Below are 25,356 nucleotides of genomic sequence, written 5' to 3' on the forward strand. Positions count from 1 at the left end.
AACAACCATGAGCACAGCACTGCTTTCCCGGCGGGTCCTGAGCATCGCGCCCTCGCCCAGTATCGCGGCCAACGCCCTGGTGGCGACATTGCGGGCGCAAGGCCGGGACATCGTCAATTTCACCGTGGGCGAGCCTGACCTCGCCACCTCGGCGCACATCGTCGAGGCGGCCCGGGCAGCGATGCTGGCGGGGGAAACCCACTACACCAATACCCTCGGCACGCCCGCGCTGCGCAAGGCCATCGTGACCAAGCTGCAGCGTGACAACGGCCTCGAATACACGGTCGATCAGGTCGTCGCGGCCGCCGGTGGCAAGCAGATCATTTTCGAAGCGCTGGCGGCGACGCTCAATCCCGAAGACGAAGTCATTGTTCATACGCCCTATTGGGTGTCGTACCCGGATATCACCAAGCTCAACGGGGGAACCCCGGTTGTCGTCGTCGGGCATGAAGGCAACGGCTTCAAGCTGACGCCGGAGGAGCTGGAAACCGCCATCACCGCGCGGACGAAGTGGCTGATCCTCAACTCCCCGAACAACCCCAGTGGCGCGGTGTATTCCCTGCAAGAGTTGCAGGCGCTGGCCCAGGTGTTGCGCAAGCACCCCCACGTACTGGTCATGGCCGATGAGATCTACGAACACTTCGTCTACACCGAGGGTGGGCATGTCTCTTTCGGCAACGCGGCGCCCGACCTGAAAGAGCGCACGCTGATCGTCAACGGCGCTTCGAAAGGTTATGCCATGACCGGTTGGCGCCTGGGCTTCGGCGCCGGCCCGACCTGGCTGATCGCAGCCATCGGCAAACTGCTTTCGCAAAGCACCACCTGTCCCAGCTCGATCAGCCAGGCGGCTGCCGTGGCGGCATTTGCCGGCGATCAGGCACCGGTCCGCGCCATGGCGAGCCTCTACAAGGCCCGTCGCAATCTCATGCTGGATCTGCTGTCCGCCATCCCCGGCCTCAGTTGTGTCATCCCGGATGGCGCGTTCTACGTGTTTGCCAACGTGGCAGGGCTGCTCGGTCGCCAGGTCCCGCAAGGATGGACACTGCGTACCGATGCCGACGTGGTTCGCTACTGGCTGGAAGAGGCCGGCGTGGCAACGGTGGTCGGCGATGCCTATGGTCTCAGCCCCTACGTGCGTCTCTCTTTCGCAAGCGGCGATAGCTTGATCCGGGAAGGTTGCGCGCGCCTTCTCAACGCCTGCCAGGCGTTACGCTGATCGGCCACCCAGAGCCGACAGTCATCAGGGGAGGGCTCTGCCTCCCCTTTGAAAACAAGATCCTGCCACTGACATTACCTGTGAGACGGACATGCATAAACCTCGTATTCCCCTGGTCGTTCAGATCCTGATCGGCCTGATCCTCGGCATTGCTGTCGGCGCGTTGCTCAACCATGCCCCCGACGCACGCCCCTGGCTTACCGAAAACCTGCTGCAGCCGGCCGGCGACCTGTTCATCAAGCTGATGAAGATGATCGTCATTCCCATCGTGTTCTGCTGCATGGTGGTTGGCGTCGCCGGCCACAGCGACCGCAAGGCGCTCGGTCGCATGGGCGTGAAAACCCTGCTGTATTTCTTCGTCGTGACCACCACCGCGATCATTGTCGGCCTGGTGATCGGCAATCTCCTGCAACCGGGTGCCGGCACCGACCTGCACAGCCTCAAGGCCGCCAGCGTCAGCCTGCCGGCCGGCACCGGACACCAGGGGGTCATGGGCCTGCTGTTGGGCATCGTGCCGGACAACATTGTCGACGCCATGGCCAAGGGCAACCTGCTGCCGGTGCTGTTCTTCGCGGTGATGTTCGGACTGGCGCTGTCCGGCCTGCCCGATGAGCGTAGGGAGCCGGTGCTGGCGGTATTCAGGGGGCTGAGCGATGCGATGTTCCGGATCACCTCGATGGTCATGGCCTACTCGCCCATCGGTGTATTCGGCATGATCGCCGTGACCGTCGCCAGCTTCGGCTTCTCCTCCCTCCTGCCGTTGGCGAAGCTGATCCTGGTCACCTACGTGGCGCTGGTCCTGTTCGCCGTGCTGGTGCTGGGCAGTATCGCGCGGATGGCCGGTGTCTCGATTTTCGGCCTGATCCGGCATATCAAGGATGAACTGGTCCTGGCGTTTTCCAGTGCCAGCTCGGCGGCGGTGATGCCACAGCTGATGGTCAAGCTGGAGAAGTTCGGCGTACCCCGGGAAGTGGTGTCCTTTGTGGTGCCGGTCGGCTACTCGTTCAACCTGGATGGGGCCTCGCTGTTCCTCGGCATCGGCACCCTGTTCGTCGCCCAGCTCTACGGGATAGAACTGAGCCTTTCCCAGCAGGCGGTCCTGGTCATCACCATGGTCCTCACCTCCAAGGGCGCGGCAGGCGTGCCCGGCTTCATGTTCGTGATCCTCTCGGCGACCCTGGCCAGCGCCGGGCTGCCGCTGGAAGGCATTGCCTTCATTGCCGGGGTCTACAGGGTCATGGACATGGGCACCACGACCCTGAACGTGCTCGGCAATGCCCTGGCTCCCCTGGTGATCGCACGCTGGGAACGGCGGGGCCTGACAGTCGAGGCGCGAGACGCAGAGTCCCGCGCTTCAGAGGCTCGGCCCGCCGATATTCAGGCCACCGGAATCAGTGGATCGGCCGATGCCAGCGCCGTCGCACGCTCGGCGGCTGGTGGATAGATCCATACCGTGTTGATACTGGTCTTGAGCTGCTTGGCTTCATCCTTGACCAGTTTCAACTGACGGTCCCAACCCTCGGTGTACACCGCGCCCCAGGTGCCCAGGTCCAGGCAGGTCACATACTTGGGCTGGCTGTACGGCTTGGCCGGTACGCCGATCAGCTCGGCGGCGACGTTGTTGCCCGCATGCCGTCCCAGCGAAATCGCATGCTGGCAGGACATCGCGGCCACGTTGCCCAGTTCGTCGGTCGCCGCATAAGCGACATCACCGGCCGCATATACGGCGTCCTGGCCGAGCACCTTGAGGTGCGGGTCGACGTACAGGCGACCCAACGGGTCGCGTTCGCCGGGAATCTGCGCGGTCAACGGGTTGGCCCGGAACCCCACGGTCCAGATCACGGTCTTCGCTTCGATGCGGCGACCATCCGCCAGGGTGACCCCGTTCGAGTCCACCGACGCCACCGAGGCATCCAGGCACCACTCGATACCCAGGTCGGCAGATGCCTGGGCAATCGACGGGCTGATGCCTTGGCCGAATGCCGCACCGATGGCATTGCCGCGATCGACAACGATGACCTGGACCTTGGCGTGTTCGCCCAGCACCGCACGCAGGCGGGCTGGCATTTCGGTGGCCGTCTCGATCCCGGTGAAGCCACCGCCACAGACGATGACGGTGTTGCGCGCCGGCGACTCGGGTTGATTGCCGAGGGCCTTGAGGTGTTTCTCCAGGGCGCAGGCGGCTTCGATGGAGTCGACGTCGAAGGCATGTTCCACGCCCTCGAGCTTCGGCCGCACCACCTGGCTGCCCGTGGCCAGCACCAGGCGATCGTAGTTCAGCCCGGCCCGGGCGCCGTCGGGGCCAAGGTATTCGACACGCCGGGTGGCGGTGTCGATCCGGTCCGCCTGGCCTTCGATAAAGTGGATGCCGGTCGCGTCGAACAACGCCACCAGCGAAGCTTTCATCTCGTGTACATCGGGCTCATAAAAACGCGGGCGGATACGCAGCTCGGGTTGCGGGGCGAGGACGCTGATGCGCACATCATCGCTACGGCCATTCAGATCCAGTTGGCGCGCAGCGCTCAATGCGCTCCAGACACCGGCAAATCCCGCACCGACGATCAAGATATGTTGTTTCATCTTTTTTGTTCCTGGTTTGAATGACAGGGGACTTTTATATAAGGCACGACAGTGTTTTGAACTTGTCGCGTTGCGCGTTATTCAAGTCTGATAAAGAGTTTTTGATTAAGTGGGTAGTTCAGGTTGTTATTGATACTAGAGGCGCAAGTGTCCATGGGTAAATGACATAAAACCCTGATATTGCGCCAACGCCGGGCGGGTCGTGACCGGTGGGGGCTTGCGGGCGCCGACGGCAAGAATGTATACCCCTCCAGGCAAGCGCTGCCGATGGGCAACGTATTTCATCCGTCGAAGAGTTTTAACGAATGACCGCTCATGCCGCCGCCGAGGTGTCCAATCGCCCTCGTACCATCCTGTTCCTGGCCTATCCGGAAATGGGGCTGCTCGACCTGACGGGTGCACAAACCGTGTTCTGGGCCGCAACCAAGGCCATGGCGGAGCGGGGGCTGCCCGGTTATGAACGGCCGACGGCGAGTATGACCGGTGGGCCGATACGCACCGCGGAGGGCCTGGTCGTCGAGACCCAGGCCTTGTCCGGGTTTGCCGGCCAGGCCGTGGATACGGTTATCGTGCCGGGGGCTCCGGAAATCCTGCGGGCCCTGGAAAACTCGGGCGAGCTGATCGAGTGGATTGCGGCGGCGGCGCCCACCGTGCGCCGGACGGCGTCGGTCTGCAGCGGTGCGTTTCTCCTGGCCCAGGCGGGCCTGCTCGAGACCAAGCGCGCGGTGACCCACTGGGCGATGTGCGACATGCTCAAGTCACGCTTCTCGACGATCGAAGTCGATCAGGATGCGATTTTCATACAGCAGGGCGGGGTGTGGACCTCGGCCGGGGTGACCGCGGGGATCGACCTGGCGTTGGCCCTGGTCGAGGCCGATTGCGGGCGCGACGTGGCGATGCAGGTGGCGCGTGAACTGGTGGTGTTCATGAAGCGTTCCGGCGGGCAGTCACAGTTCAGCGAAATGTTGCAGGCCCAGATGCAGGACGGGGGCGCCTTTGCCGGCTTTCATGAATGGCTGGGCCGGAACCTCGGGCGCGATGACTTGAGCGTCGAAGTGCTGGCCGGCCAGGCGGGCATGAGTGCCCGCAACTTCAGCCGGGTCTACAAGCAGAAGACCGGGCGCAGTCCGGCGAAGGCCGTGGAGATTTTTCGCCTGGAAGCGGCGCGACGGTTGCTCGAGGACTCCGATCGCAACATCGACCAGATTGCCTCTGCCTGCGGTTTCGGCGACGAAGAGCGCATGCGCATGACTTTTCAACGCAATCTCGCGGTTTCCCCCCGGGATTATCGCAGCAGGTTTTCCCGGTGATCGGGCTGCTTCAGCGCCAATCAGGCAGGTCTGGCCCCGTTGCGCCTTCTCTAAGCTAAGTCCAAAACGGTATTTAAAAGATATCTTTTAGAACGTTTAATCTAGTCCGACTACGCCACTCGGCGGTCCTGGTCGGACGTTCAGTCCCTGCGTTCCTCCGCGCGCCCACGCCCGAAGAGTGGAACACCACCCTTCAGTTCGCAGGTCCACCACGCCATGAATGTCCTATCGCTGAGCCGTAAATTGATTGCCCTGCTGGGGGTTGTCGGTATTTCCCTGGGGGCCCATGCGGCCGATCTGACCATCGGCTATATCACCGGCATCGACCCCACCAAGCTGCCCATCGCCGATGGCACCTTCGACAAGGTCATTGGCGAGAAGATCAACTGGCGTCGGTTCGATGCCGGGCCGGCGGTGATTGCGGCCATGGCCTCCGGCGACCTGCAGATCGGCAACCTGGGCTCGAGCCCGTTGGCCGCGGCCGCCTCGCGCAAGTTCCCGCTGGTGGCGTTTATCGTCACCTCGCAGATCAAGGGCTCCGAGGCCCTGGTGGTGCGCGACGGCAGCGGGATCAAGAGTCCCCAGGATCTGATCGGCAAGACCATCGCCACCCCCTTCGTTTCGACTTCCCACTACAGCCTGCTGGGGGCGCTCAAGCACTGGAACCTGGACCCCGGCAAGGTGAAAGTGGTCAATCTGTCTCCGGCGGAAATCACCGCGGCCTGGAAACGCGGTGATATCGACGGCGCCTTTACCTGGTCGCCGGCACTGGGCGAAATCCGCAAGACCGGGAAGATTCTCACCGATGCCGGTGAAGTCTCGCAGTGGGGCTCGCCGACCTTCGAGGTCTGGGTGGCGCGCAAGGACTTCGCCGAAAAACACCCGGAAGTACTGAAGAAGTTCACCCAGGTCAGCCTGGCGGCGATTGCCGACTACAACGCGCACAAGGCCGAGTGGACCGCCGACTCCGAGCAGGTCAAGACCATCGCACGTTTTACCGGCGCCAATCCGGTGGATATTCCGGAACTGCTGGAAGGCTCGCATTTCCCCGGCGCCGCCGAGCAGACGTCCGCGCAGCTGCTGGGCGGCGGCACGGTCAAGGCGGTTGCGCAAACCGCCGAGTTCCTGAAGGAGCAGGGCAAGATCGAGAGCGTTCTTCCTGACTACTCGCCCTATGTCAGCGACAAATACATCGCGCAATAAGCATCCCGTGATTGACCCCTGACGCCACTCGATCGAGTGGCGTTTCTGTTTGCCCGGTCCTTGCGGCGGAGGCTGGTGCCGCGTAGCGGGTTTGTGTCCATTGAAGCGACAGAGCGTAGCTTTTTGGCCGGCTTATCTTTGCCGGCGGGATTGGCATAGTGGTGCCTCCTGACGCGACAGCACCGTGGCTGTCGGTAGAGCGAAACAAGAGGGCGTCACCATGTCTGACAATACTCAATTGCATCCTTTTCGGGTTGAGATCCCACAGGTCGAGCTTGATGATCTGGCGCGCCGCCTGGCCGGTACGCGTTGGCCGGATCGGGAAACCGTGGCCGACAGCTCCCAAGGCGCGCAGTTGACCAAGGTAAAGGCACTCGTCGAGTACTGGCGCAGCCAATACGACTGGCGCCGCCTGGAAGCCCGCTTGAACGGTTACCCGCAGTTCAAGACCGAGATCGACGGCCTGGGTATCCACTTCCTGCACATCCAGTCGCCTCATGCCGACGCGTTGCCCTTGATCATGACCCATGGCTGGCCAGGATCGATTGTAGAGTTTCTGGACAGTATCGATCCGCTGGTCAATCCGACAGCCCACGGTGGGGCAGCGAAAGATGCTTTCCACGTAGTACTGCCGTCGATTCCGGGATACGGGTTCAGCGACAAACCTACCGCCAAGGGATGGAATCGCACGCGCATTGCTCATGCCTGGCACGAGTTGATGAACCGTCTTGGCTACCCGCGTTATGTCGCCCAGGGCGGTGACTGGGGAAGCGTGGTAACGACTGAAATGGGACGTCTGCGGCTCGATGGGCTGGCGGCCATTCACGTTAACCTGCCTTTTGTCGTCCCCCAGGATCTGCCCGCGGAGTTGAGCGCACAAGAGCAAGCCGCGCTGGATCAGTGCGGGTTGTTTGCGGCAGACGGTATCGCCTATCACGACCTGCAGACGACACGTCCGCAAACCATCGGGTTTTCACTGGCAGACTCACCCGTGGGGCAGGCCGCCTGGATCTACGAAAAGCTGGTGTCCTGGAGTCACAGCGATGGCAAGGCCGAGGGTGTTTTCTCCAACGATCAGATACTGGATAACATCACCCTGTATTGGCTGACCAACAGCGGTGCCTCGTCCGCTCGTATGTATGCCGAGCACCCTGGCCTGAACTTCGGGGCCGTGCCATTGGAGTTGCCGGTCGCTGTCTCGGTGTTCCCCGGTGAAATCTACACGCCGCCGAAGGAGTGGGCGGAGCAGGCCTACAGCAATCTGATCTATTGGAACAGGGTGTCGAAGGGCGGCCATTTCGCAGCATTTGAACAGCCGGCGCTGTTTGTCGCTGAAGTACGGGCGGCATTCTCAAGTCTTCGCTGATTGCCTGAGCGTCACCCAGCCTGCCGTCAGTGGTTCATTGGTCCGTCTGCGACAGTACTTCGGCGATCCGCTGTTCGTGCGTAGCGGCCACGGCCTGTGACATTGCCGCGCAGCTGTTACCAGCCAGGGCGCAGATCGAGTTGCTCCTGGCCCATAACCGGGACAGGAAAGCCTGAGCTGCAAGCTCTGGCCTCTGCGCCGAGGGTGTGACGGCGGGTGGCGATTGTCTCCCCAGCGGCTACTAACAGTATCACTTGCCGTTATTTATCCAGGGGGGCTGCTACGTCATCATTGTGCCGTGACGTAAATAGTGTCGTGAAGTAATCCGCGCCTTTATCAACCTGTTATCCGCCCGGCCGAAGTTCCGGGCGAGAGCCCCCTTGCGCCCGGAAAACCTGTTTTCAAGTTTTAAAGAACTGCAGAAAACCGAAGAAGTTGTTTTTCGATAACTGCGTGCACTGTTATTCAACGAGTAGGAGATAAATAAATGATCGCCCATCCCCAACGACTTTCCGTCGTGTTGAGTGCGCTCTTAGTGGCCGGCACTGCCGGGATCGCCGTGAAGTATGGCGGTCATTTTTCCCCCGTCGGCACGGCTCATGCGGCGGAGGTCGCCCAGGCCCCCAGGACCGAAGTGGACGTCGCCACCGTGGTCTTCAAGTCCGTCAGCGAGTGGCAGTCGTACTCCGGTCGTCTCGAAGCCGTCGGCAAGGTGGAGATCCGCCCGCTGGTTCCCGGCACCCTGGTTGCCGTGCATTTCAAGGATGGCGCCCTGGTCAGGAAAGGGGAACCCTTGTTCAGCATCGACCCGCGCACTTACCTGGCCGAAGTGGACCGCGCCGCGGGACAACTGGCGGCTGCCGAATCCCGCGCGCTCTACACGGCCACGGATGCCGGCCGCGCGGCACGCCTGGTAGATCAGAACGCGATTTCCAAGCGTGATTTCGATGAGAAGCAGAATGCCGCGCGGGAAGCCAGCGCCAACGTCAAGGTGGCCAGGGCCGCCCTGGATGCGGCCAGGGTCAATCTGTCCTACACCGAAATCACCGCGCCCATCACCGGCCGCGTCTCGCGTGCCGAGCTGACCGTCGGCAACGTGGTGTCGGCCGGTGCCGCGGCGCCCGTGCTGACCCGCCTGGTGTCGGTGTCGCCCATCTATGCCTCGTTCGACGTCGATGAGCAGACCTACCTGCGCTACCTGAACCAGTCCTCGGCCCAGCCCGCTCCGGTGTCCCTCGGCCTGGCCAACGAAGACGGCTTTTCCCGCACGGGGGTCGTCGACTCCATCGACAACCAGTTGGACACCCAGTCCGGAACCATCCGTGTGCGCGCCCGTTTCGACAATGCCAACGGTGCGCTGCTGCCGGGTTTGTACGCACGTCTCCAGGTCGGTGGCGGCAAGCCCGCGGATGTCGTGCTGGTGGACGATTCGGCGATCGGCACCGACCAGGCGAAGAAATTCGTCCTGCTGGTGGGCGAAGGCGACAAGGTCGAGTACCGCGAAGTCACCCTGGGCAACCTGCATGAAGGCTTGCGCATCATCACCTCCGGCCTCAAAGCCGGTGATCGGGTGATCGTCAGCGGTGTGCAGCGGGTGCGTCCGAACGACAGCGTCCACGCCAACAGCGTCGACATGGCGAACATCAGCCGTGCTGCGAAGCCTGCGGCTTAACGCGAGAACCTCATCATGAATATCTCCAAGTTCTTTATCGACCGGCCGATCTTCGCCGGCGTGCTGTCGGTGGTGATCGTGCTGGCGGGGCTGATTGCCCTGACCAGACTGCCCACCGCCGAATACCCGGAAGTGGTGCCGCCTTCGGTGGTGGTTCGCGCCGAGTACCCGGGCGCCAATCCGAAAGTCATCGCCGAAACCGTGGCCTCGCCGATTGAAGAACAGATCAATGGCGTCGAGGACATGCTCTACATGCAGTCGCTGGCCAACAGCGACGGCAAGTTGACCACCACCGTGACCTTCAAGCTCGGCACCGACCCCGACAAGGCCCAGCAGTTCGTGCAGAACCGCGTGGCCCAGGCCTTGCCGCGCTTGCCGCCGGATGTGCAGCGCCTGGGCGTGACCACGGTCAAGTCGTCGCCGACCCTGACCATGGGCGTGAGCATCACCTCGCCCAACCAGCGCTACGACCTGACCTACCTGCGCAACTACGCCCTGATCAACGTCAAGGATCGCCTGGCGCGGATCCCCGGCGTGGGTGAAGTGGTGATGTGGGGCGCCGGCGACTACTCGATGCGCATCTGGCTCGATCCGCAGAAAGTGGCGCGCCTGAACCTGACCGCCACCGATGTGGTCAACGCCATCCGCGAGCAGAACGTGCAGGTGGCGGCCGGCATCGTCGGCGGTGCGCCGATGCTGACCAACGTGCCGATGCAACTGAGCGTCAATGCCCAGGGCCGCTTGAAGACCGAGCAGGAATTCCGCGACATCATTCTCAAGGCCGGCGGCGGGGCGGTGACTCACCTGTCCGACGTGGCGCGGGTCGAGATGGCTGCATCCGAGTACACCCTGCGGGCGATGCTGGACAACAAGCCGGCCGTGCAGATGATCATCTTCCAGCAGCCCAATGCCAATTCGCTGCAGATCTCCGATGACGTGCGCAAGGTCATGGAGGAGATCAGGCAGGACATGCCCGAGGGTGTCGACTACGGCATCAAGTACGACCCGACGCAGTTCGTGCGCGACAGTATTCACGCGGTGATCCAGACCCTGCTCGAAGCCATCGCCCTGGTGGTGCTGGTAGTGATCGTGTTCCTGCAGACCTGGCGCGCCTCGCTGATCCCGTTGCTGGCGGTGCCGGTGTCGATCATCGGCACCTTTGCCTTGCTGCTGGGCTTTGGCTACACCATCAACGCCTTGTCGCTGTTCGGCATGGTCCTGGCCATCGGCATCGTGGTGGACGATGCCATCGTCGTGGTGGAGAACGTCGAGCGCAACATTGCCGACGGCCTGTCGCCGCGGGACGCGACCTATAAAGCCATGCAGGAGGTCAGCGGGCCGATCATCGCCATCGCCCTGACCTTGGTGGCGGTGTTCGTGCCGCTGGCGTTCATGTCCGGCCTGACCGGACAGTTCTACCAGCAGTTCGCGATGACCATCGCCATCTCGACGGTGATCTCGGCGTTCAACTCGCTGACCCTGTCGCCCGCTCTCTCGGCCATCCTGCTCAAGGGGCACGACGCACCGAAGGATCGCCTGACGCGGATCATGGATGCGCTGTTCGGACGCTTCTTCAAACTGTTCAACCGTGTGTTCAACCGAGGTTCGGACAGCTACGGCAATGGCGTGCGCCGCGTGGTCAACCGCAAGCTGGCGATGCTGGCGATCTACGCCATCCTGCTCGCTGGCGCGGTGTGGATGGGCAAGATTGTCCCCGGCGGTTTCGTGCCGGCGCAGGACAAGGACTATGTGGTCGCCATTGCGCAACTGCCCAGCGGTGCCACCCTGGATCGCACCGAGCAGGTCGTGCGGGAAATGGGCGATATCGCCCTGGCCATTCCCGGGGTCAAGAACCTGCCGCAGTTCCCGGGCCTGTCGGTCAGCCTGGCCAACTCGCCCAGCAGCGCGCTGGTGTTCCCGGTGCTTGAACCGTCGAAATACCGCTCCAGGGAGCAATCCGCATCGGCCATCGTGGCGCAGTTGAATGCCAGATATGCCGGGATCAAGGGCGCCGCCATCGCGGTATTCCCACCACCGCCGGTGGCCGGCCTGGGCACCGTCGGCGGCTTCAAGCTGCAGATCGAGGACCGCGGTGCCCTGGGCTATGAGGCGTTGAACAAGGCCACCCAGGACTTCCTCGCGGCCGCGGCCAAGGCCCCCGAGCTGGGCCCGGCGTTCTCCACCTTCCAGATCAACATGCCGCAGCTCAACGTCGACCTGGATCGGGTCAAGGCCAAGCAGTTGGGCGTTTCGGTGGCGGATGTGTTCGACACCCTGCAGATCTACCTGGGCTCGATGTACGTCAATGACTTCAACGCCTTCGGTCGTGTGTACCAGGTGCGCGCCCAGGCCGATGCGCCGTTCCGTGCCACCGCGCAAAACATCGGCTTGCTGAAGACTCGCAATGACAAGGGCGAGATGGTGCCGCTGTCTTCGCTGATCAAAGTCACCACCACCTACGGCCCGGAAATGGTCGTGCGCTACAACGGCTACACCGCGGCGGACATCAACGGCGGTCCGGCACCGGGCTATTCGTCCGGCCAGGCCCAGGCGGCGGTCGATCGCATTGCCAGGGAAGTGTTTCCACGCGGCATCAAGTACGAGTGGACCGACCTGACCTATCAGCAGGAACTGGCGGGCAACGCGGCGCTGTGGGTATTCCCGATCAGTGTGTTGCTGGTGTTCCTGGTACTGGCGGCGCTGTATGAAAGCCTGACCTTGCCACTGGCGATCATCCTGATCGTACCGATGAGCATTCTCTCCGCCTTGCTCGGTGTATGGCTGACCAACGGCGACAACAACATCTTCACCCAGATCGGCCTGATGGTGCTGGTGGGGTTGTCGGCGAAGAACGCGATCCTGATCGTCGAGTTCGCCCGGGAACTGGAGATGCAGGGACGGACCATCGTCCAGGCGGCGGTGGAAGCCAGCCGGCTGCGGCTGCGTCCGATCCTGATGACCTCCATCGCTTTCATCATGGGCGTGGTGCCTCTGGTGTTTTCCTCCGGCGCCGGTGCCGAGATGCGCCAGGCCATGGGGGTCGCGGTGTTCTTCGGCATGCTCGGGGTGACCTTGTTCGGCCTGATGCTGACGCCGGTGTTCTACGTCTTGCTGCGCAAGCTGTCGGGTGTGGAGCACCTGGTGGACAAGCACGGCAAGCACCCGCACCCGGGCTTCGGGCTTGACGGCCATGAACCCTCGGCGCAAGCCATCCCTTCCACCCGACCTTCGGTTCGCGTGCCTGAAATCGCGTACGAGAAGTAAGGAGAACGACATGAAAGCAGTTGCCTTGAATCGCCTGTTGTTCGGCACCGTCTGGTTGGCGACCCTGCTGGCGACGGCGGGTTGCTCGCTGGCGCCGACCTACCTCAAGCCGCAGGTGTCGATGCCGCCGGCGTACAAGGAGGAAAAGACCCAGCCGCTTTTAAAGCCGGCTGAGGTCGGCAGCTGGAAAACCGCCGAGCCGTCGGAAGCCATTCCAAGGGGCGAGTGGTGGCGGGTGTTCAACGACAGCACCCTCGATCAGCTGGAAAGCCAGGCCCGCGACGCCAACCAGAACCTGGTTGCGGCGGCAGCCCGGCTGAAAGAGGCAAGGGCGCTCAACCAGTCCGCCCGTTCCGCGCTGTTCCCGACCCTGGACGCGGGTTTCGGCCCGACCCGGGAGAAGGTCTCGCCGGCCTCGCAGTTCCAGTCGGACAGCGGCCAGGGGGCCAGCCAGACGATGTGGCGCGCCCAGGCCGGGGTGTCTTACGAAGTCGACATGTTCGGCCGTGTCGCGGCGACGGTGGATGCCGCCGACGCGCAAACCCAGCGCAGCGAAGCCTTGTTCCACTCGGTGCTGCTGGCCTTGCAGGCGGATGTCGCGCAGAACTATTTCGCGTTGCGCGAGCTGGACGCGCAAGTCGAGGTCTACGACCGGGCCATCGAGTTGCGTGAGCAGGCCTTGAAACTGGTTCAGCAGCGTTACTCGACCGGCGACATCGCCGATCTGGATGTCGCCCGGGCCGAATCCGAGCTGGCGACGGCGCGTTCCGAGGGGATGACCGTGCAGCGCCTTCGCGCGACGTCGGAGCACAGCCTCGCGGTACTGCTGGGCAAGGCACCGGCAGAGTTCACCCTGGCCGCCAGGCCCCTCCAGCCGGTGAACCTGCGGATTCCCGCCGGCTTGCCGTCGTCACTGCTGGAACGGCGGCCGGACATCGCCGCGGCCGAGCGCTCCATGGCCGCGGCCAATGCCCGGATCGGCGTGGCGAAGGCGGCGTTCTTTCCGTCGTTGACCCTGACCGGCATGGCGGGTTTCGAATCGGGCTCGCTGGGCAATCTCTTCAAATGGAGCAGCCGCACCTTCCTCCTCGGGCCCCTGGCCGGGACCGCGCTCAACCTGCCGATCTTCGATGGCGGCCTGCGCAAGGGCAATCTGGCCAATGCCCGGGCGGTCTACGAGGAAGACGTGGCCAACTACCGCCAACAGGTGCTGGTGGCGTTCCGCGAAGTGGAAGACAACCTCTCCGACCTGAGGGTGCTGGAAGACCAGACCCGCACCCAGTCGCAGGCCGTGGAGGCCTCCCGGCGCGCGGCGGCATTGGCCCGGGCCCGGTACAGCGAAGGCGATGCCAGCTATCTGGCGGTCATCGATGCCGAGCGGGTGGCCTTGCAGTCACGCCGCGCGGCGGTGCAACTGGACGGTGTGCAGGCGGCCGCCACGGTCAATCTGATCCGCGCCCTGGGCGGCGGATGGGGCGATGCCGCGCCGATCCCGTTCGACACGGCGCTTTCGCAACCTTGATTGGCAGTCGGCAGCCGGATCTTCCACGGCTGCCGCGCCATTTTCCATCCCACTGACGGTGAAATCATGACCTCCATCGATCACGCGACTCAGTCGCGGGACAAGTTACTCATTCTTGCAGCCATCTGTCTTTCCGCCCTGGTGCTGCCCCTGAGTTTTACCGGCGGGGCCGTCGCCACGCCTGCCATCGGCCGCGACCTGGGCGGCAGTCCGGTGGCCCTGACCTGGATCACCAACGCCTTCATGCTGTCCTTCGGCAGCTTGCTGATGGCGGCCGGGGCGCTGGCCGATGTCTACGGGCGCAAGCGCCTGTTCACCTTCGGCATGCTGCTGTTCACCGCCGCTTCGGTGGCACAGAGCCTGGCACCCTCGGTGTTCTGGCTGGATGTCCTGCGCGCCATCCAGGGCGTTGCCGGCGCCGCGGCGCTGGCCAGCGGTTCGGCCGCTCTGGCGCAGGAGTTCGAGGGGCATGCGCGTACTCGTGCGTTCAGTATGCTTGGCACCACCTTCGGTATCGGCCTGGCGTTTGGCCCCCTGGTGGCCGGCGTGCTGATCGAAGCCTTCAGTTGGCGGGCGATCTTTGTCTTCACCGCGCTGATCGGGGTGATCGCCATGGTCTTCGGCCTGCCACGCATGCGCGAAACCCGCGATCCCGACGCCGTGGGCCTGGATTGGCCTGGCACCCTGACGTTCAGCGCGGTGCTGGCCCTGTTCACCTTTGGCGTGATCCAGGCCCCCGACAGCGGCTGGGGCAGCCCGTTGGTGGTCGGCCTGCTGGTCGCGTCGGCGGTGCTGCTGGTGGCCTTCGTGCTGATCGAGATGCACGTCAAGCGACCGATGCTGGACCTGACACTGTTCCGCTTCCCGCGTTTCGTCGGTGTGCAGATGCTGCCGATCGGCACCTGCTACTGCTACATCGTGCTGGTGGTCATGCTGCCGTTGCGCTTTATCGGCGTCGAAGGCCTGAGTGAAATCGATGCCGGCCTGCTGTTGCTGGCGCTGTCCGCACCGATGCTGGTGGTGCCGATGCTGGCCGCCTCGCTGACCCGCTTTGTCTCGGCGGGCATCCTCTCGGGCGTGGGCTTCCTGATGGCGGCCGTGGGCCTGCATTGGCTGAGCCTGTACAACGTCGGCGAGCCGAAATTCGGCCTGGTTGCCCCGATGCTGTTGATCGGCATCGGTGCCGGCCTGCCCTGGGGCCTGATGGATGGCCTGTCGGTCAGCGTCGTGCCGAAAGAGCGCGCCGGCATGGCCGCCGGGATCTTCAACACCGTGCGGGTGGCGGGCGAGGGCATTGCCCTGGCCAGCGTGGCGGCGATGCTGGCGTCGCTGTTGCACAGCAACCTGTCCGACGCCGTTCAGGTGGTGGCCGGCAGTGCCGAGGCGGCGCTGATCGCCGAAACCGCGCACCGGGTGACCACGGGCGACATGGCCCATGCGATCAATACGGTGCCGGGGCTGGCCAACGAGCGCCTGGTCGCCGGGTACGCGACGGCGTTCCAGTACCTGCTGCACATCCTGACCCTGATCACCCTGGCCTGCGCCGCCGTCGTGCTGGGCCTGTTGAGCAAGGACCGTTCGGTGGCCGATGCGGGCGTCGGTGACGCGGCCTGATTGTCGCCCACGGAACTACAGAGCATCTCTTTTTCGATTGTTTATCCACGAAGTCTGCAAGCACACACTTTATCCATCGGGCCCGATCAGGGCCCGACACCGCCAACCCACTTCAGGTAAAGCCATCATGCACAAACTCTACATCGCCAATCAGACCTGCTCCCAGACTGTCCAGATCGTTGCCAACGAACTGGGCCTGACCCCCGAGCTGATCCACTACGATGTGTTCGGCAAGAGCACCTCCAACGGTGATGACTTCAATCAGGTCAATCCACTGGGTTATGTACCGGTGCTGGTTCTCGACAACGGCCAGAACGATCAACTGTCCGAGACGGTGATCATCTCTTCCTACCTGGCCGACCAGTTTCCCGAGTCGCAACTGGCACCGGCGAGCGGCACGCTGGAGCGCGCCAAGTTCGATCAGTTGCTGAACTTCCTGGCGACCGAGATCGCCCAGAAGCATATCCCCCTGATGCGCAAGCTGCTGACCGAAGCCGGCAGCCAATGGACCCGGGACAAGCTGGTCAGCGCCTACGCGGTACTCGATACCCGCCTGGCCGATGGCCGTGCCTACCTGACCGGCGACACGTTCACCGTGGCCGATGCCTATGTGTTCGGTACCTGGTGGCATGAGCGTTCCGGCGCGCCGATCACCCATCTGAAAAACCTGATGGCGTACAAGGCCCGTATCGATGCTCGTGCCTCGGTACAGAAGGCCCTGCGGGACGAGGCCGATATCGTGGCGCTGCATGAGGAGCGCAAATCGGCCTGAGGTGACGGACGTTGTCTGGAAAGGCCGCTTGCGCGGCCTTTTTCATTGGGCGGTTTTCTGTCACGCGGGGGAGGGACTAGCGCAGGCGGTCGGCCAGGTAGTTCAGCACCGCGCGGTTCTTCGCCGGCATCCGGTGGCCCAGGGGAATCAGGGCATGCACGGGCGGGCCGGGGGTATCGGCGGCAGGCAGGACCCGCACGAGCTTGCCGCAGTCCACGTAGAGTTGCGCGACCTTGTCGAAGATTTGCGCGATACCGAGTCCGACAACGGTTGCATCGATCAGTGCCTGGCCATCCGAGACCACCAGCACCGGTGTCGGCGAAAACTCCCGGACATGACCATTGTCCGTGATCGTCCAGGGCCGCAACCGCCCGGTGAAACCACGAAAGATCACCGCCTCATGATTGGCCAGGTCCGCGGTGGTCTCTATCGGCGGGTGGCGGGCGAGGTAGTCGGGGGAGGCATACAGGCTGAGGGTGATGTTGCACAGCTTGCGCACGGTCATTTCGCTGTCCTGGGGCAACTCGCCGGCCCTGACGACGATGTCCCAGCCTTCGCCGACGGCATCGGACATGCGATCGGTCATGGACAGCTCCAGCGTCACCTGCGGATAGCGCTGGCGCAGCTCGGAGAGGGTCGGCAGGAACAACTGGCGAAAACCCGATGGGATATCCAGCCGCACCCGGCCGATGGGTTCTTCCTTGCGGGCCGCCAGCGCCTGGGCGGCATCGCGCAGGCCATCGAGGGCCGCGGTGGCGGCGCTCAGGTAGGTTTCACCGTCCTCGGTCAGGCGTACGGCGCGGGTGGTGCGCTGGAACAACTTGGTCCCGAGCCTGGCCTCCAGGCGCTGGACGGCCTTGCCGACATTGGATTTGCTGGTCGAAAGATTTTCCGCCGCGCGGGTAAAACTGCCGGTCTGGGCCACGCCGACAAAGGCGGCAATATCCGGAAATGAAGCATCGATGCGTTCCATTCACTGTCTCTCGTAGGGCGCCCGGGCATCTTGAACTGGATTATTGCAGGAATACCTGAGGTTGCACGGGGGGGCGACAGTATAGACAGGACTATCGGGTCGATTGGTGCCCTTTGGGCGACACACTGTCTCCGCGGCGACCGTCGTGCGCAGGCTCGCGGCCAATGAAAAACGCCCCGAACCTCAGGGGCCGGGGCGTTTTTCATGCAGGCGAAGGACTCAGTGCCCTGCGCTCTGGCCGCCATCGACGTGGAGAATCTCGCCGGTGACAAAACCGGCCGATTCCAGGTAGACGATCGCCTGGGCAATGTCCCTGACTTCGCCCATGTGTCCCATCGGGTGCAACTGCCCCAGCGCGGCGTGGGTTTCCTCGCCGTGCATCGGCGTCTTGATGATGCCGGGGCTGACCGCGTTGACCCGGATCCCGCGCTTGGCGTATTCGATCGCCAGGGATTTGGTCGCCGAGTTGAGGCCGCCCTTGGTCAGCGAAGCCAGCACCGAAGGCACGCCGTCGATGGCATGGTCCACCAGGCTGGTGGTGATGTTGACGATATGGCCGCCGCCTTGCTTCTCCATCTCGTTGATCGCCAACTGGGTGATGTAGAAGAAGCCATTGAGGTTGACCGCCAGCACGTTGACGTAGTCTTCGTGGGTGTAACCGGTGAACGGCTTGGCGATAAAGATCCCGGCGTTGTTGATCAGGCTGTCGATGCGACCGAAACGCGCCACGCCTTCACGGATCACTCGCTGGGCGGTGGCCGGGTCGGCGATGTCGCCGGCGATGGCGAGGATGTCCGGGTCGGTGGACGGCTGGATCGAACGGGAGGTGGCGACCACCCGGTAGTCCAGGTCACGGAAGGCCTTGACCACGGCGGCGCCGATACCTTGGGAGGCGCCGGTAATCACTACGACTTTCTTTGCATTGCTCATGATAAAAACCTCTGGGGACAGTAAGTGGGGTAGAGCGTGATCAATCAGGCTGCGGCGGATGAGATTTCCCGCAGCATCTGTTCGTAGTAAGCGACCGTTTGCGAACCGGAGACCAGGTGGCGTTCGTTGAGGATCATGGCCGGCACCGAGTTGATGCCGCGTCCGCGATAGAACGCTTGCAGTTCACGGACCTCGTCGGCGAAAGCAGCCGAATCCAGCACTTCGCGGGCAGCCGTTGCCTCCAGTCCCGCTTCGCTCGCCAGGCGCACCAGGGTCTCGCGGTCGCTCGGGTTCTGGCCGTCGCTGAAGTAGGCGCGCAGCAGCGCTCGCTTCAGTTCGATCTGCCGTCCTTGCCGCAAGGCCCAGAGCAGCAGGCGGTGGGCATCGAAGGTGTTGTAGAAGTGACTGCGTTTTTCCAGGTCGAACTGAAAGCCGATGGCCTCGCCGCGTGTCATCAACATCTGCTTGCCGGCGGCGACTTCCTCGGCGCTGCGACCGTATTTGCGCATCATGTGACGGACCGCGTTCTCGCCCTCGGCCGGCATGTCCGGGTTCAGTTCGAAGGGTTTGAACGTCAATTCCACCGCCACTTCACCGGCCAGGTTGGCGATTGCCTGTTCCAGGGCCGTCACGCCCAGGGCGCACCAGGGGCAGACCACGTCGGAGATGAAGTCGATTCTGACGGGCGCGCTCATGACGGGTTCTGCGCCAGTTGCTTGCGGTACTCGGTGGTGGTGATCCCGGCGTAGCCCCAGTTATCGGTATCGACTTCCTCGATCACGATATGGGTCAGGTCCGGGCGTTTGTGGAGGACCCGTTCCAGGGTTTCGGTGATTTCGGCAATGACCTGGGCTTTCTGCTCTGAGGTAACGCCGTCGCGGGTGATGCGTACGCTGACGAAAGGCATGACAACTCTCCAGTGGGCTGGCCATCGGCATGATGGGCAGGCAGTGGAGTCAATCTATTAGGTTGTCGGTTGCGGATAAATACGGGTTCGAGAACATCATTAGTGATGTGGTGTAATGAGTTGTGCGAGGAAAGTGCCGAAGCCCGGCGCTGGCCGGGCTCCGTTGCAAAAACGCGCTCAGCGCAACGCGTGACAGAACCGCTGGATGGCTTCGCAGGCCTGGCGCAAGGAGGTGTCATCCAGCGCGTAGGCGATGCGGATATAGGGACCCAGGCCGAACGCGCTGCCGTGCACGACGGCCACATCCGCCTCGTCCAGCAGGGCGTGGGCGACGTCCTCGTCGCTGCTCAGCAGTCGTCCACCAGCGGAGGTGCGGCCGATCAGGCCGGCGCAGCAGGCGAAGGCATAGAACGCGCCCGCCGGACTCACGCAGTGCAGTCCCGGTATGTCGTTGAGCAGCGCCACCATCAGGTCCCGACGACGCTGGAAAACCGCCCGGCTGTCCTGGATGAAGTCCTTGGGACCTTGCAGGGCGGCGATTGCCGCCTGCTGCGAGATCGAGCTGGCGCCCGAGGTCTGTTGCCCCTGCAGCTTCTCCATGGCCTCCAGCAACCAGCGCGGCCCCGTGGCAAAGCCGATGCGCCAGCCGGTCATGGCATAGGCCTTGGATACACCGTTCATGGTCAGGGTGCGCGCCTGCAGGCGTGGTTCCACCTGGGCCAGGGTATGGAAGGGCTGGTCGTCGAAGATCAGGTGTTCATAGATATCGTCGGCCAGGACCAGCACCTGCGGATGGTCCAGCAACACATCGGCCAGGGCGCGCAGTTCATCGCGGCTGTACACCGCCCCCGTCGGGTTGGACGGCGAGTTGAGGATCAGCCAGCGGGTCCGTGGGGTGATCGCCGCCGCCAGGGCGGCCGCGGTCAGCTTGAAGCCGCTGTCGGCCGTGCAGGTGACGATCCGGTTCTCGCCGCCGCACAGTTGCACCATCTCCGGGTAGCTGACCCAGTACGGCGCCGGCACGATGACCTGGTCGCCCTCGTTGAGGGTCGCGGCCAGGGCGTTGTAGATCACCTGCTTGCCGCCGTTGCACACCAGGGTGTCCTGCCAGCCGACATCCAGGCCGTTCTCGCGGCGGAACTTGGCGGCCACTGCTTCGCGCAGCGCCCGCACCCCGGCGACCTGGGTGTAGCGGGTGTGGCCGTGCTCGATGGCGTCGATGGCCGCTGCACGGACATGGGCCGGGGTGTCGAAGTCGGGTTCGCCCGCGCACAGGGAAATGATCGTCGCACCTTGTGCCCGGCGTTCCGCGACCCGGTCGATGATCCGGTAGGTGGCCGAGGGCTGCGCGCTGGCCAGGCGTGTGTTCAGGCGTTGGCTATCGCTGCTCATGCTTTCCTCTGCAGACTGTGGTAACCCAGCGCCGCGCGGGCTTCCTTGAGGGTCTTGCCCTGGGCGATCAGGGCGCGGATCTCGGCTTCGATCGTTTCGATCCGGCGTGCGCAGGCGGCCACTTCGGCGGCGCGATCCCGCGGCACGACCACCACGCCATTGGCATCGGCGACGACGATGTCGCGGTCACAGACCCGGGCGCTGCCGATGGACACCGGCTGGTTGACCGACTGCACCTGCACCCGGTCCTTGCCGGTGCGCATGAAGCGGCCCTGGCTGAAGATCGGGTAGCCGTCCCCCAGGGCCTTGTTGACGTCGCGGCAGACGCCGTCGATAACGGTGCCGGCGATCCCGCGGGTGCCGGCGTACTGGGTCATGATGTCGCCCCAGACGGTGCAGTCGGTGCGCCCGCCGTTGTCGATGACGACGATGTCACCTGCCGCCACGTCCTCGATAAAGTCGCCCACGGTGCCCGGCGGCACGCTCGCCGAGACGTACTGCACGGTGAACGCCGGGCCGACGATGACCTTGGCGTAGTTGTCCAGGGGCGCGATGCCCAGGCATTGGCCGGGCAGGCCGAGCTTGTCCATGGCATCGGATACGCCCGGGGTGTCCAGGCCTTCGAACAGGGCCACGAGGGCCTGGTCTTCACGGTTCATCGGGTTTGCTCCACATTGATGGCTTCGAACTGGCTGTCATGCATCACCTCGGCTACCGAGCGGCCACTGCGAACGGCCTCGACCATGCCGTCCTGGCGACGGGCAATGCGTTCGCCCAGGTCGAGCACCGCCTCGATACGCGGGGCGGGTACGAACACCGTGCCGCAACGGTCGGCAATGACATAGTCGTCTTCGCTGACGGCGACGCCGGCGACTTCGATGGTCACCCCGGCATCGATCTGCACCACACGGTTACGGGCACTGATCATGGTCACGCCACGACCGTAGACCGGGTAGCCGATGGCTTCGCTGCCGTCGATATCGCGACTGCAACCGTCGATCACCGTGCCGCGCACCTGCCTGGCGGACGCGGCATTGGCGAGGATGTCGCCCCAGCAGGAAATGCCTTCGATGCCACCGGCGATCACCAGTACGCGATCGTTGCTGTGGATCTGCTCGACCACGGGCGTGATCAGGTGCACGGTCGGGTTGCTGTCGGTCTTGGGCGCCAGCAGCACGGTGCTGGCGCGACCGACGATCTTCGGACAGTTCCACAGGGGCCGCAGCCCCACCGTGGCGCCGGGCAGGCCGAGGAAGTCGAGTGCATCGGACACGGTATTGGTGTCCAGCGCCGCGAGGCGCTCGAGCAAGTGTGGGTCGGTCAGGTTTTTGTTGGACATCGGAGAGCCCCTGGGGTGACGGAGATGGCCAGTGTCGGCGACCTCATTCCATAGGTATATTACTAATCACAGAAGCGTTGGATACGCTGAACCTATGGATAAGTCATGATCAATTTCCGCCTGATTCGTCATCTCTGGTTGTTCCTGGCGGTTGCCGAGGAACAGAACTTCGGCCGTGCCGCCAAGCGCCTGGGGATGTCCCAGCCGCCGCTGAGCGAGCAGATCCAGGTGCTGGAGCAGGCCCTCAAGGTCACGCTCTTCGAGCGCTCGCGGCGTGGCGCGAAACTGACCCCGGTCGGCGCCGCGATCCTGCCGGCGGTGCGCAAGTTCGCCGAGCAACTGGAGCGCCTGGAACTGGCCGTCGAGGAAGCGGTGGCGGGGCAGTCGGGCATGCTGACTATCGGTGCGATCTCGACGGCGATGTTCGATGTGCTGCCCGGCCTGATCGAACAACTGAAGAGCCGCTATCCGCACCTGACCGTGTCCGTGCGGGAAATCGACAGCGTTGAAGCGCTGCCCGCGCTGGAGTCCGGGGATATCGACCTGGCCTTTGCCCGCCTGGACGGTGATCTCGGAGCGTCGATCCAGTCGTTGCCGTTGACCGAGGATCGTCTGGTGGTGGCGCTGCCTGGCGATCATCCGCTGGCCGCGCGCTCGCGCATCAGCCTGTCGAGCCTGGCCAACGAGCCGCTGGTGATGTTTTCGCGCAAGGTCAGCCCGGTGTATTTCGACAACCTGATCGCCACTTGCCGGGCCAGCGGCTTTTCCCCGCGGGTGCTGCATGAAGTGCGTTCGGTCGCCTCGCAGATCGCCTTTGTCAGTTACGGCCAGGGCATCGCGTTGGTGCCGGCCGCGCTGAAGAAGCTCGCACCGGATAATGTGGTGTTTCGCCCCTTGAGCCAGAAGCTGCAGGTGGTCACCACGGCACTGGCCTGGAATACGCAGCGGCCCAATCCGCTGGTGGAAGAAGTGGTCGCGCACTACCGGGCCGGGGGCTGAGCGGGGCGCTGTTCCGACACTGATAGGTTTGGCGTATGGACGTCTTCGCCAAACCGTCATTTACACCTGCCGCGATCTCCCGGAAATTGCCGCCTGGGCTTTTGTTCAAGGAGCTGTTCCCGTGTCTTCACCCGAAACCTTCACTCACGCACGACTGCCCCTGACGGTCGAGGGTGTCCAGCTGGACATCGCCGCCATTCATCGCGAGGGCAGCCTGGCGCCGATCGTCTTCCTGCATGGATTTGGCTCGACCAAGGAGGACTACGCCGACATCGTGCTGCAACCCGCGTTTGCCGGTCACCCCTTTGTCGCCTATGACGCGCCGGGCTGCGGTGAGAGCCAGTGCAGCGACCTGTCGCGGATTTCCATTCCCTTCCTGCGGCAGACGGCGTTGCAGGTACTGGAGCATTTCGGCATCGAGCGGTTCCATCTGGTCGGCCACTCCATGGGCGGGCTGACCGCGCTGATGCTGGCCCATCAGTTCCCCGGGCGGGTTCTCAGCTTTGTCGATATCGAGGGCAATATCGCCCCGGAGGACTGCTTTCTCAGCCGGCAGATCGTGGATTACCCGGCGGAGGATCCCGAGGTGTTTTTCACCGCGTTCATCGAACGCGCCCGGCAGGCGCCGGCTTATGCCAGTGCGTTGTATTCGGCGAGCCTGCGCCACAAGGTACGGGCAGGGGCGGTGCGTGGCATCTTCGAATCGATGGTCGACCTTTCCGATCACGCCGACCTGATGGGCAAGTTCCTCGGGCTGGAATGCCCGCGGATGTTCATGTACGGCGAGCAGAACGCCTCGCTGTCCTATCTCGGGCATATCCAGGCCGAAGGCGTGCGGCTGGCGCCCATCGCGCAGTGCGGGCATTTCCCGATGTATTCCAATCCACCGGCGATGTGGCAGCAGATTGCCGATTTCCAGGGTGCGGGTCGCCCCGGCGGTGTCTGCGCGGTCGATTGAATCTCGCTGCCGACCGGCAATAAAAAACGCCCCGAACCTGGCAGGTCGGGGCGTTTCTGTTCAGCCGGGCATGGGCGGGGCTATCAGGCGATAGCATCCCACGCGCGGTCGCCGTGCTCGTCCTTGATACGGGTTGGCAGCCCCATGGCATCCAGCGCCTTGAGGAACGGCTCGGCCGGCAGTTCCTCGACGTTGGCCATGCGCTGCACGTCCCACTCGCCACGGGCGACCAGCAGGGCCGCGGCCACTGGCGGTACGCCGGCGGTGTAGGAGATGCCCTGGCTGTCGGTCTCGGCGTAGGCGTCCTCGTGGTCGGCCACGTTGTAGATGAACAGCTCGCGTGGCTGGCCATCCTTGCTGCCCTTGACCAGGTCGCCGATGCAGGTCTTGCCGACATAACCCGGTGCCAGCGAGGCGGGGTCCGGCAGTACGGCCTTGACCACTTTCAGCGGCACGACTTCCAGGCCTTCGGCGGTGCGGACCGGTTTCTCGGAAAGCAGGCCGAGGTTCTTCAGCACGGTGAAGACGTTGATGTAGTGCTCGCCGAAGCTCATCCAGAAGCGCACGTTGGGCACGTCGAGGTTCTTCGACAGCGAGTGCACTTCATCGTGGCCGGTCAGGTACAGGTTCTGCGCACCCACCACCGGCAGGTCGTCGGTACGCTTGACTTCGAACATGGTGTTGCTGGTCCACTGGCTGTCCTGCCAGCTCCACACCTGTCCGGTGAATTCGCGGAAATTGATCTCGGGATCGAAGTTGGTGGCGAAATACTTGCCGTGGGAACCGGCGTTGACGTCGAGGATATCGATCGAGTCAATGCGGTCGAAATACTGTTGCTGCGCCAGTGCCGCATAGGCATTGACCACACCCGGGTCGAAGCCCACGCCAAGGATGGCGGTGATGTTCTTTTGCTGGCATTCCTCGAGGTGTTTCCACTCGTAGTTGCCGTACCAGGGCGGTGTTTCACAGACCTTGCCCGGCTCTTCGTGGATGGCGGTGTCGAGGTACGCCACGCCGGTATCGATGCAGGCACGCAGCACCGACATGTTGAGGAACGCGGAGCCGACGTTGATGACGATCTGCGATCCGGTTTCGCGGATCAGCGCCTTGGTCGCTTCGACATCCAGGGCGTTCAGCGTGAAGGCCTGGATATCAGCGGGCTGTTTGAGGCTGCCCTTGGCCTTGACGCTGTCGATGATGGCCTGGCATTTGGAGATGTTGCGCGACGCGATAGCAATACGACCGAGTTCGTCGTTGTGCTGCGCGCACTTGTGGGCCACCACCTTGGCGACACCTCCTGCACCAATGATAAGTACGTTCTTCTTCAATTTTTTCATTT

21 protein-coding genes and 1 pseudogene are annotated in these 25,356 nt (G+C 63.6%); 13 read left to right on the forward strand and 9 right to left on the reverse strand.

Going from position 1 to position 25,356, the window contains the following annotated elements; all coding sequences use genetic code 11:
- The first annotated feature begins 7 nt into the window (after window positions 1-7).
- On the forward strand, window positions 8-1,216 hold the full coding sequence (locus tag ACL9RJ_RS05950; protein WP_177106266.1) for a pyridoxal phosphate-dependent aminotransferase: 1,209 nt from the start codon (window positions 8-10) through the stop codon (window positions 1,214-1,216).
- Between the two features lie 91 nt (window positions 1,217-1,307).
- On the forward strand, window positions 1,308-2,660 hold the full coding sequence (locus tag ACL9RJ_RS05955; protein ID WP_422765006.1) for a cation:dicarboxylate symporter family transporter: 1,353 nt from the start codon (window positions 1,308-1,310) through the stop codon (window positions 2,658-2,660).
- Here the strand turns inward: ACL9RJ_RS05955 and ACL9RJ_RS05960 are convergent.
- Window positions 2,594-3,796 carry an NAD(P)/FAD-dependent oxidoreductase gene (locus ACL9RJ_RS05960; protein WP_422765007.1) on the reverse strand — a complete coding sequence of 401 codons (1,203 nt, stop codon included), beginning with the start codon at window positions 3,794-3,796 and terminating at the stop codon, window positions 2,594-2,596. The genes ACL9RJ_RS05955 and ACL9RJ_RS05960 overlap by 67 nt on opposite strands.
- A gap of 305 nt (window positions 3,797-4,101) precedes the next feature.
- On the opposite strand from ACL9RJ_RS05960, the gene ACL9RJ_RS05965 reads away from it, so the two are divergent.
- The 9 genes and pseudogenes from ACL9RJ_RS05965 to ACL9RJ_RS06005 all read left to right on the forward strand — a co-directional run bounded on the left by ACL9RJ_RS05965 (window position 4,102) and on the right by ACL9RJ_RS06005 (window position 16,519).
- Window positions 4,102-5,106, forward strand: a complete 1,005-nt coding sequence (locus tag ACL9RJ_RS05965; RefSeq protein ID WP_212809818.1) for a GlxA family transcriptional regulator — start codon at window positions 4,102-4,104, stop codon at window positions 5,104-5,106.
- A gap of 216 nt (window positions 5,107-5,322) precedes the next feature.
- Entirely contained in the window at window positions 5,323-6,309 is a 987-nt protein-coding gene (gene tauA, locus ACL9RJ_RS05970) for a taurine ABC transporter substrate-binding protein (protein ID WP_017128155.1), read from the forward strand.
- Between the two features lie 220 nt (window positions 6,310-6,529).
- Window positions 6,530-7,675, forward strand: a complete 1,146-nt coding sequence (locus ACL9RJ_RS05975; protein WP_017128156.1) for an epoxide hydrolase family protein — start codon at window positions 6,530-6,532, stop codon at window positions 7,673-7,675.
- Between the two features lie 4 nt (window positions 7,676-7,679).
- Window positions 7,680-7,772 (forward strand): annotated as a pseudogene (locus ACL9RJ_RS05980) (helix-turn-helix domain-containing protein); the annotation flags it as partial.
- 390 nt (window positions 7,773-8,162) lie between these two features.
- The gene (locus ACL9RJ_RS05985; RefSeq protein ID WP_177087649.1) at window positions 8,163-9,347 is read left to right on the forward strand and encodes an efflux RND transporter periplasmic adaptor subunit; all 1,185 of its coding nucleotides are present in this window, start codon (window positions 8,163-8,165) and stop codon (window positions 9,345-9,347) included.
- A gap of 15 nt (window positions 9,348-9,362) precedes the next feature.
- Window positions 9,363-12,611 carry an efflux RND transporter permease subunit gene (locus ACL9RJ_RS05990; RefSeq protein ID WP_422765008.1) on the forward strand — a complete coding sequence of 1,083 codons (3,249 nt, stop codon included), beginning with the start codon at window positions 9,363-9,365 and terminating at the stop codon, window positions 12,609-12,611.
- Window positions 12,612-12,621: 10 nt separating this feature from the next.
- Window positions 12,622-14,133: an efflux transporter outer membrane subunit gene (locus tag ACL9RJ_RS05995; protein WP_017128159.1), complete on the forward strand. Its 1,512-nt coding sequence runs from the start codon at window positions 12,622-12,624 to the stop codon at window positions 14,131-14,133.
- A 66-nt stretch (window positions 14,134-14,199) separates the two neighbouring features.
- Window positions 14,200-15,747, forward strand: a complete 1,548-nt coding sequence (locus tag ACL9RJ_RS06000; protein WP_042936296.1) for an MFS transporter — start codon at window positions 14,200-14,202, stop codon at window positions 15,745-15,747.
- A gap of 127 nt (window positions 15,748-15,874) precedes the next feature.
- Entirely contained in the window at window positions 15,875-16,519 is a 645-nt protein-coding gene (locus ACL9RJ_RS06005) for a glutathione S-transferase family protein (protein ID WP_017128161.1), read from the forward strand.
- 76 nt (window positions 16,520-16,595) lie between these two features.
- Here the strand turns inward: ACL9RJ_RS06005 and ACL9RJ_RS06010 are convergent, their stop codons facing one another.
- From ACL9RJ_RS06010 to ACL9RJ_RS06040, 7 genes are all read right to left on the reverse strand, one after another.
- On the reverse strand, window positions 16,596-17,492 hold the full coding sequence (locus ACL9RJ_RS06010) for a LysR family transcriptional regulator (RefSeq protein WP_103032654.1): 897 nt from the start codon (window positions 17,490-17,492) through the stop codon (window positions 16,596-16,598).
- A gap of 219 nt (window positions 17,493-17,711) precedes the next feature.
- Entirely contained in the window at window positions 17,712-18,422 is a 711-nt protein-coding gene (locus ACL9RJ_RS06015) for an SDR family NAD(P)-dependent oxidoreductase (RefSeq protein WP_042936201.1), read from the reverse strand.
- Between the two features lie 44 nt (window positions 18,423-18,466).
- Window positions 18,467-19,117, reverse strand: a complete 651-nt coding sequence (locus tag ACL9RJ_RS06020; protein WP_017128164.1) for a DsbA family oxidoreductase — start codon at window positions 19,115-19,117, stop codon at window positions 18,467-18,469.
- Window positions 19,114-19,329 carry a tautomerase family protein gene (locus ACL9RJ_RS06025; RefSeq protein WP_017128165.1) on the reverse strand — a complete coding sequence of 72 codons (216 nt, stop codon included), beginning with the start codon at window positions 19,327-19,329 and terminating at the stop codon, window positions 19,114-19,116. The genes ACL9RJ_RS06020 and ACL9RJ_RS06025 overlap by 4 nt, the downstream gene beginning before the upstream one ends.
- Window positions 19,330-19,506: 177 nt before the next feature.
- On the reverse strand, window positions 19,507-20,721 hold the full coding sequence (locus tag ACL9RJ_RS06030; RefSeq protein WP_017128166.1) for a pyridoxal phosphate-dependent aminotransferase: 1,215 nt from the start codon (window positions 20,719-20,721) through the stop codon (window positions 19,507-19,509).
- On the reverse strand, window positions 20,718-21,380 hold the full coding sequence (locus ACL9RJ_RS06035; protein WP_017128167.1) for an RraA family protein: 663 nt from the start codon (window positions 21,378-21,380) through the stop codon (window positions 20,718-20,720). The genes ACL9RJ_RS06030 and ACL9RJ_RS06035 overlap by 4 nt, the downstream gene beginning before the upstream one ends.
- Window positions 21,377-22,060, reverse strand: a complete 684-nt coding sequence (locus ACL9RJ_RS06040; RefSeq protein ID WP_017128168.1) for an RraA family protein — start codon at window positions 22,058-22,060, stop codon at window positions 21,377-21,379. Before ACL9RJ_RS06040 ends, ACL9RJ_RS06035 begins: the two co-directional genes overlap by 4 nt.
- A gap of 105 nt (window positions 22,061-22,165) precedes the next feature.
- Between ACL9RJ_RS06040 and ACL9RJ_RS06045 the strand changes: the two genes are divergently transcribed.
- Both ACL9RJ_RS06045 and ACL9RJ_RS06050 read left to right on the forward strand, forming a co-directional pair.
- Window positions 22,166-23,059, forward strand: coding sequence for a LysR family transcriptional regulator (locus tag ACL9RJ_RS06045; RefSeq protein WP_017128169.1), 894 nt, complete (start codon window positions 22,166-22,168; stop codon window positions 23,057-23,059).
- Window positions 23,060-23,180: 121 nt separating this feature from the next.
- Entirely contained in the window at window positions 23,181-24,017 is an 837-nt protein-coding gene (locus ACL9RJ_RS06050) for an alpha/beta fold hydrolase (RefSeq protein WP_103032655.1), read from the forward strand.
- Window positions 24,018-24,100: 83 nt separating this feature from the next.
- Here ACL9RJ_RS06050 and ACL9RJ_RS06055 read toward each other — a convergent pair whose 3' ends face one another.
- A complete protein-coding gene (locus ACL9RJ_RS06055) occupies window positions 24,101-25,345 on the reverse strand; it encodes a saccharopine dehydrogenase family protein (RefSeq protein WP_103032660.1) in 1,245 nt (414 codons plus the stop codon).
- Window positions 25,346-25,356 lie beyond the last annotated feature (11 nt).

It is taken from the genome of Pseudomonas sp. Mn2068 (assembly GCF_049319725.1).
GTDB lineage: Bacteria > Pseudomonadota > Gammaproteobacteria > Pseudomonadales > Pseudomonadaceae > Aquipseudomonas > Aquipseudomonas gingeri.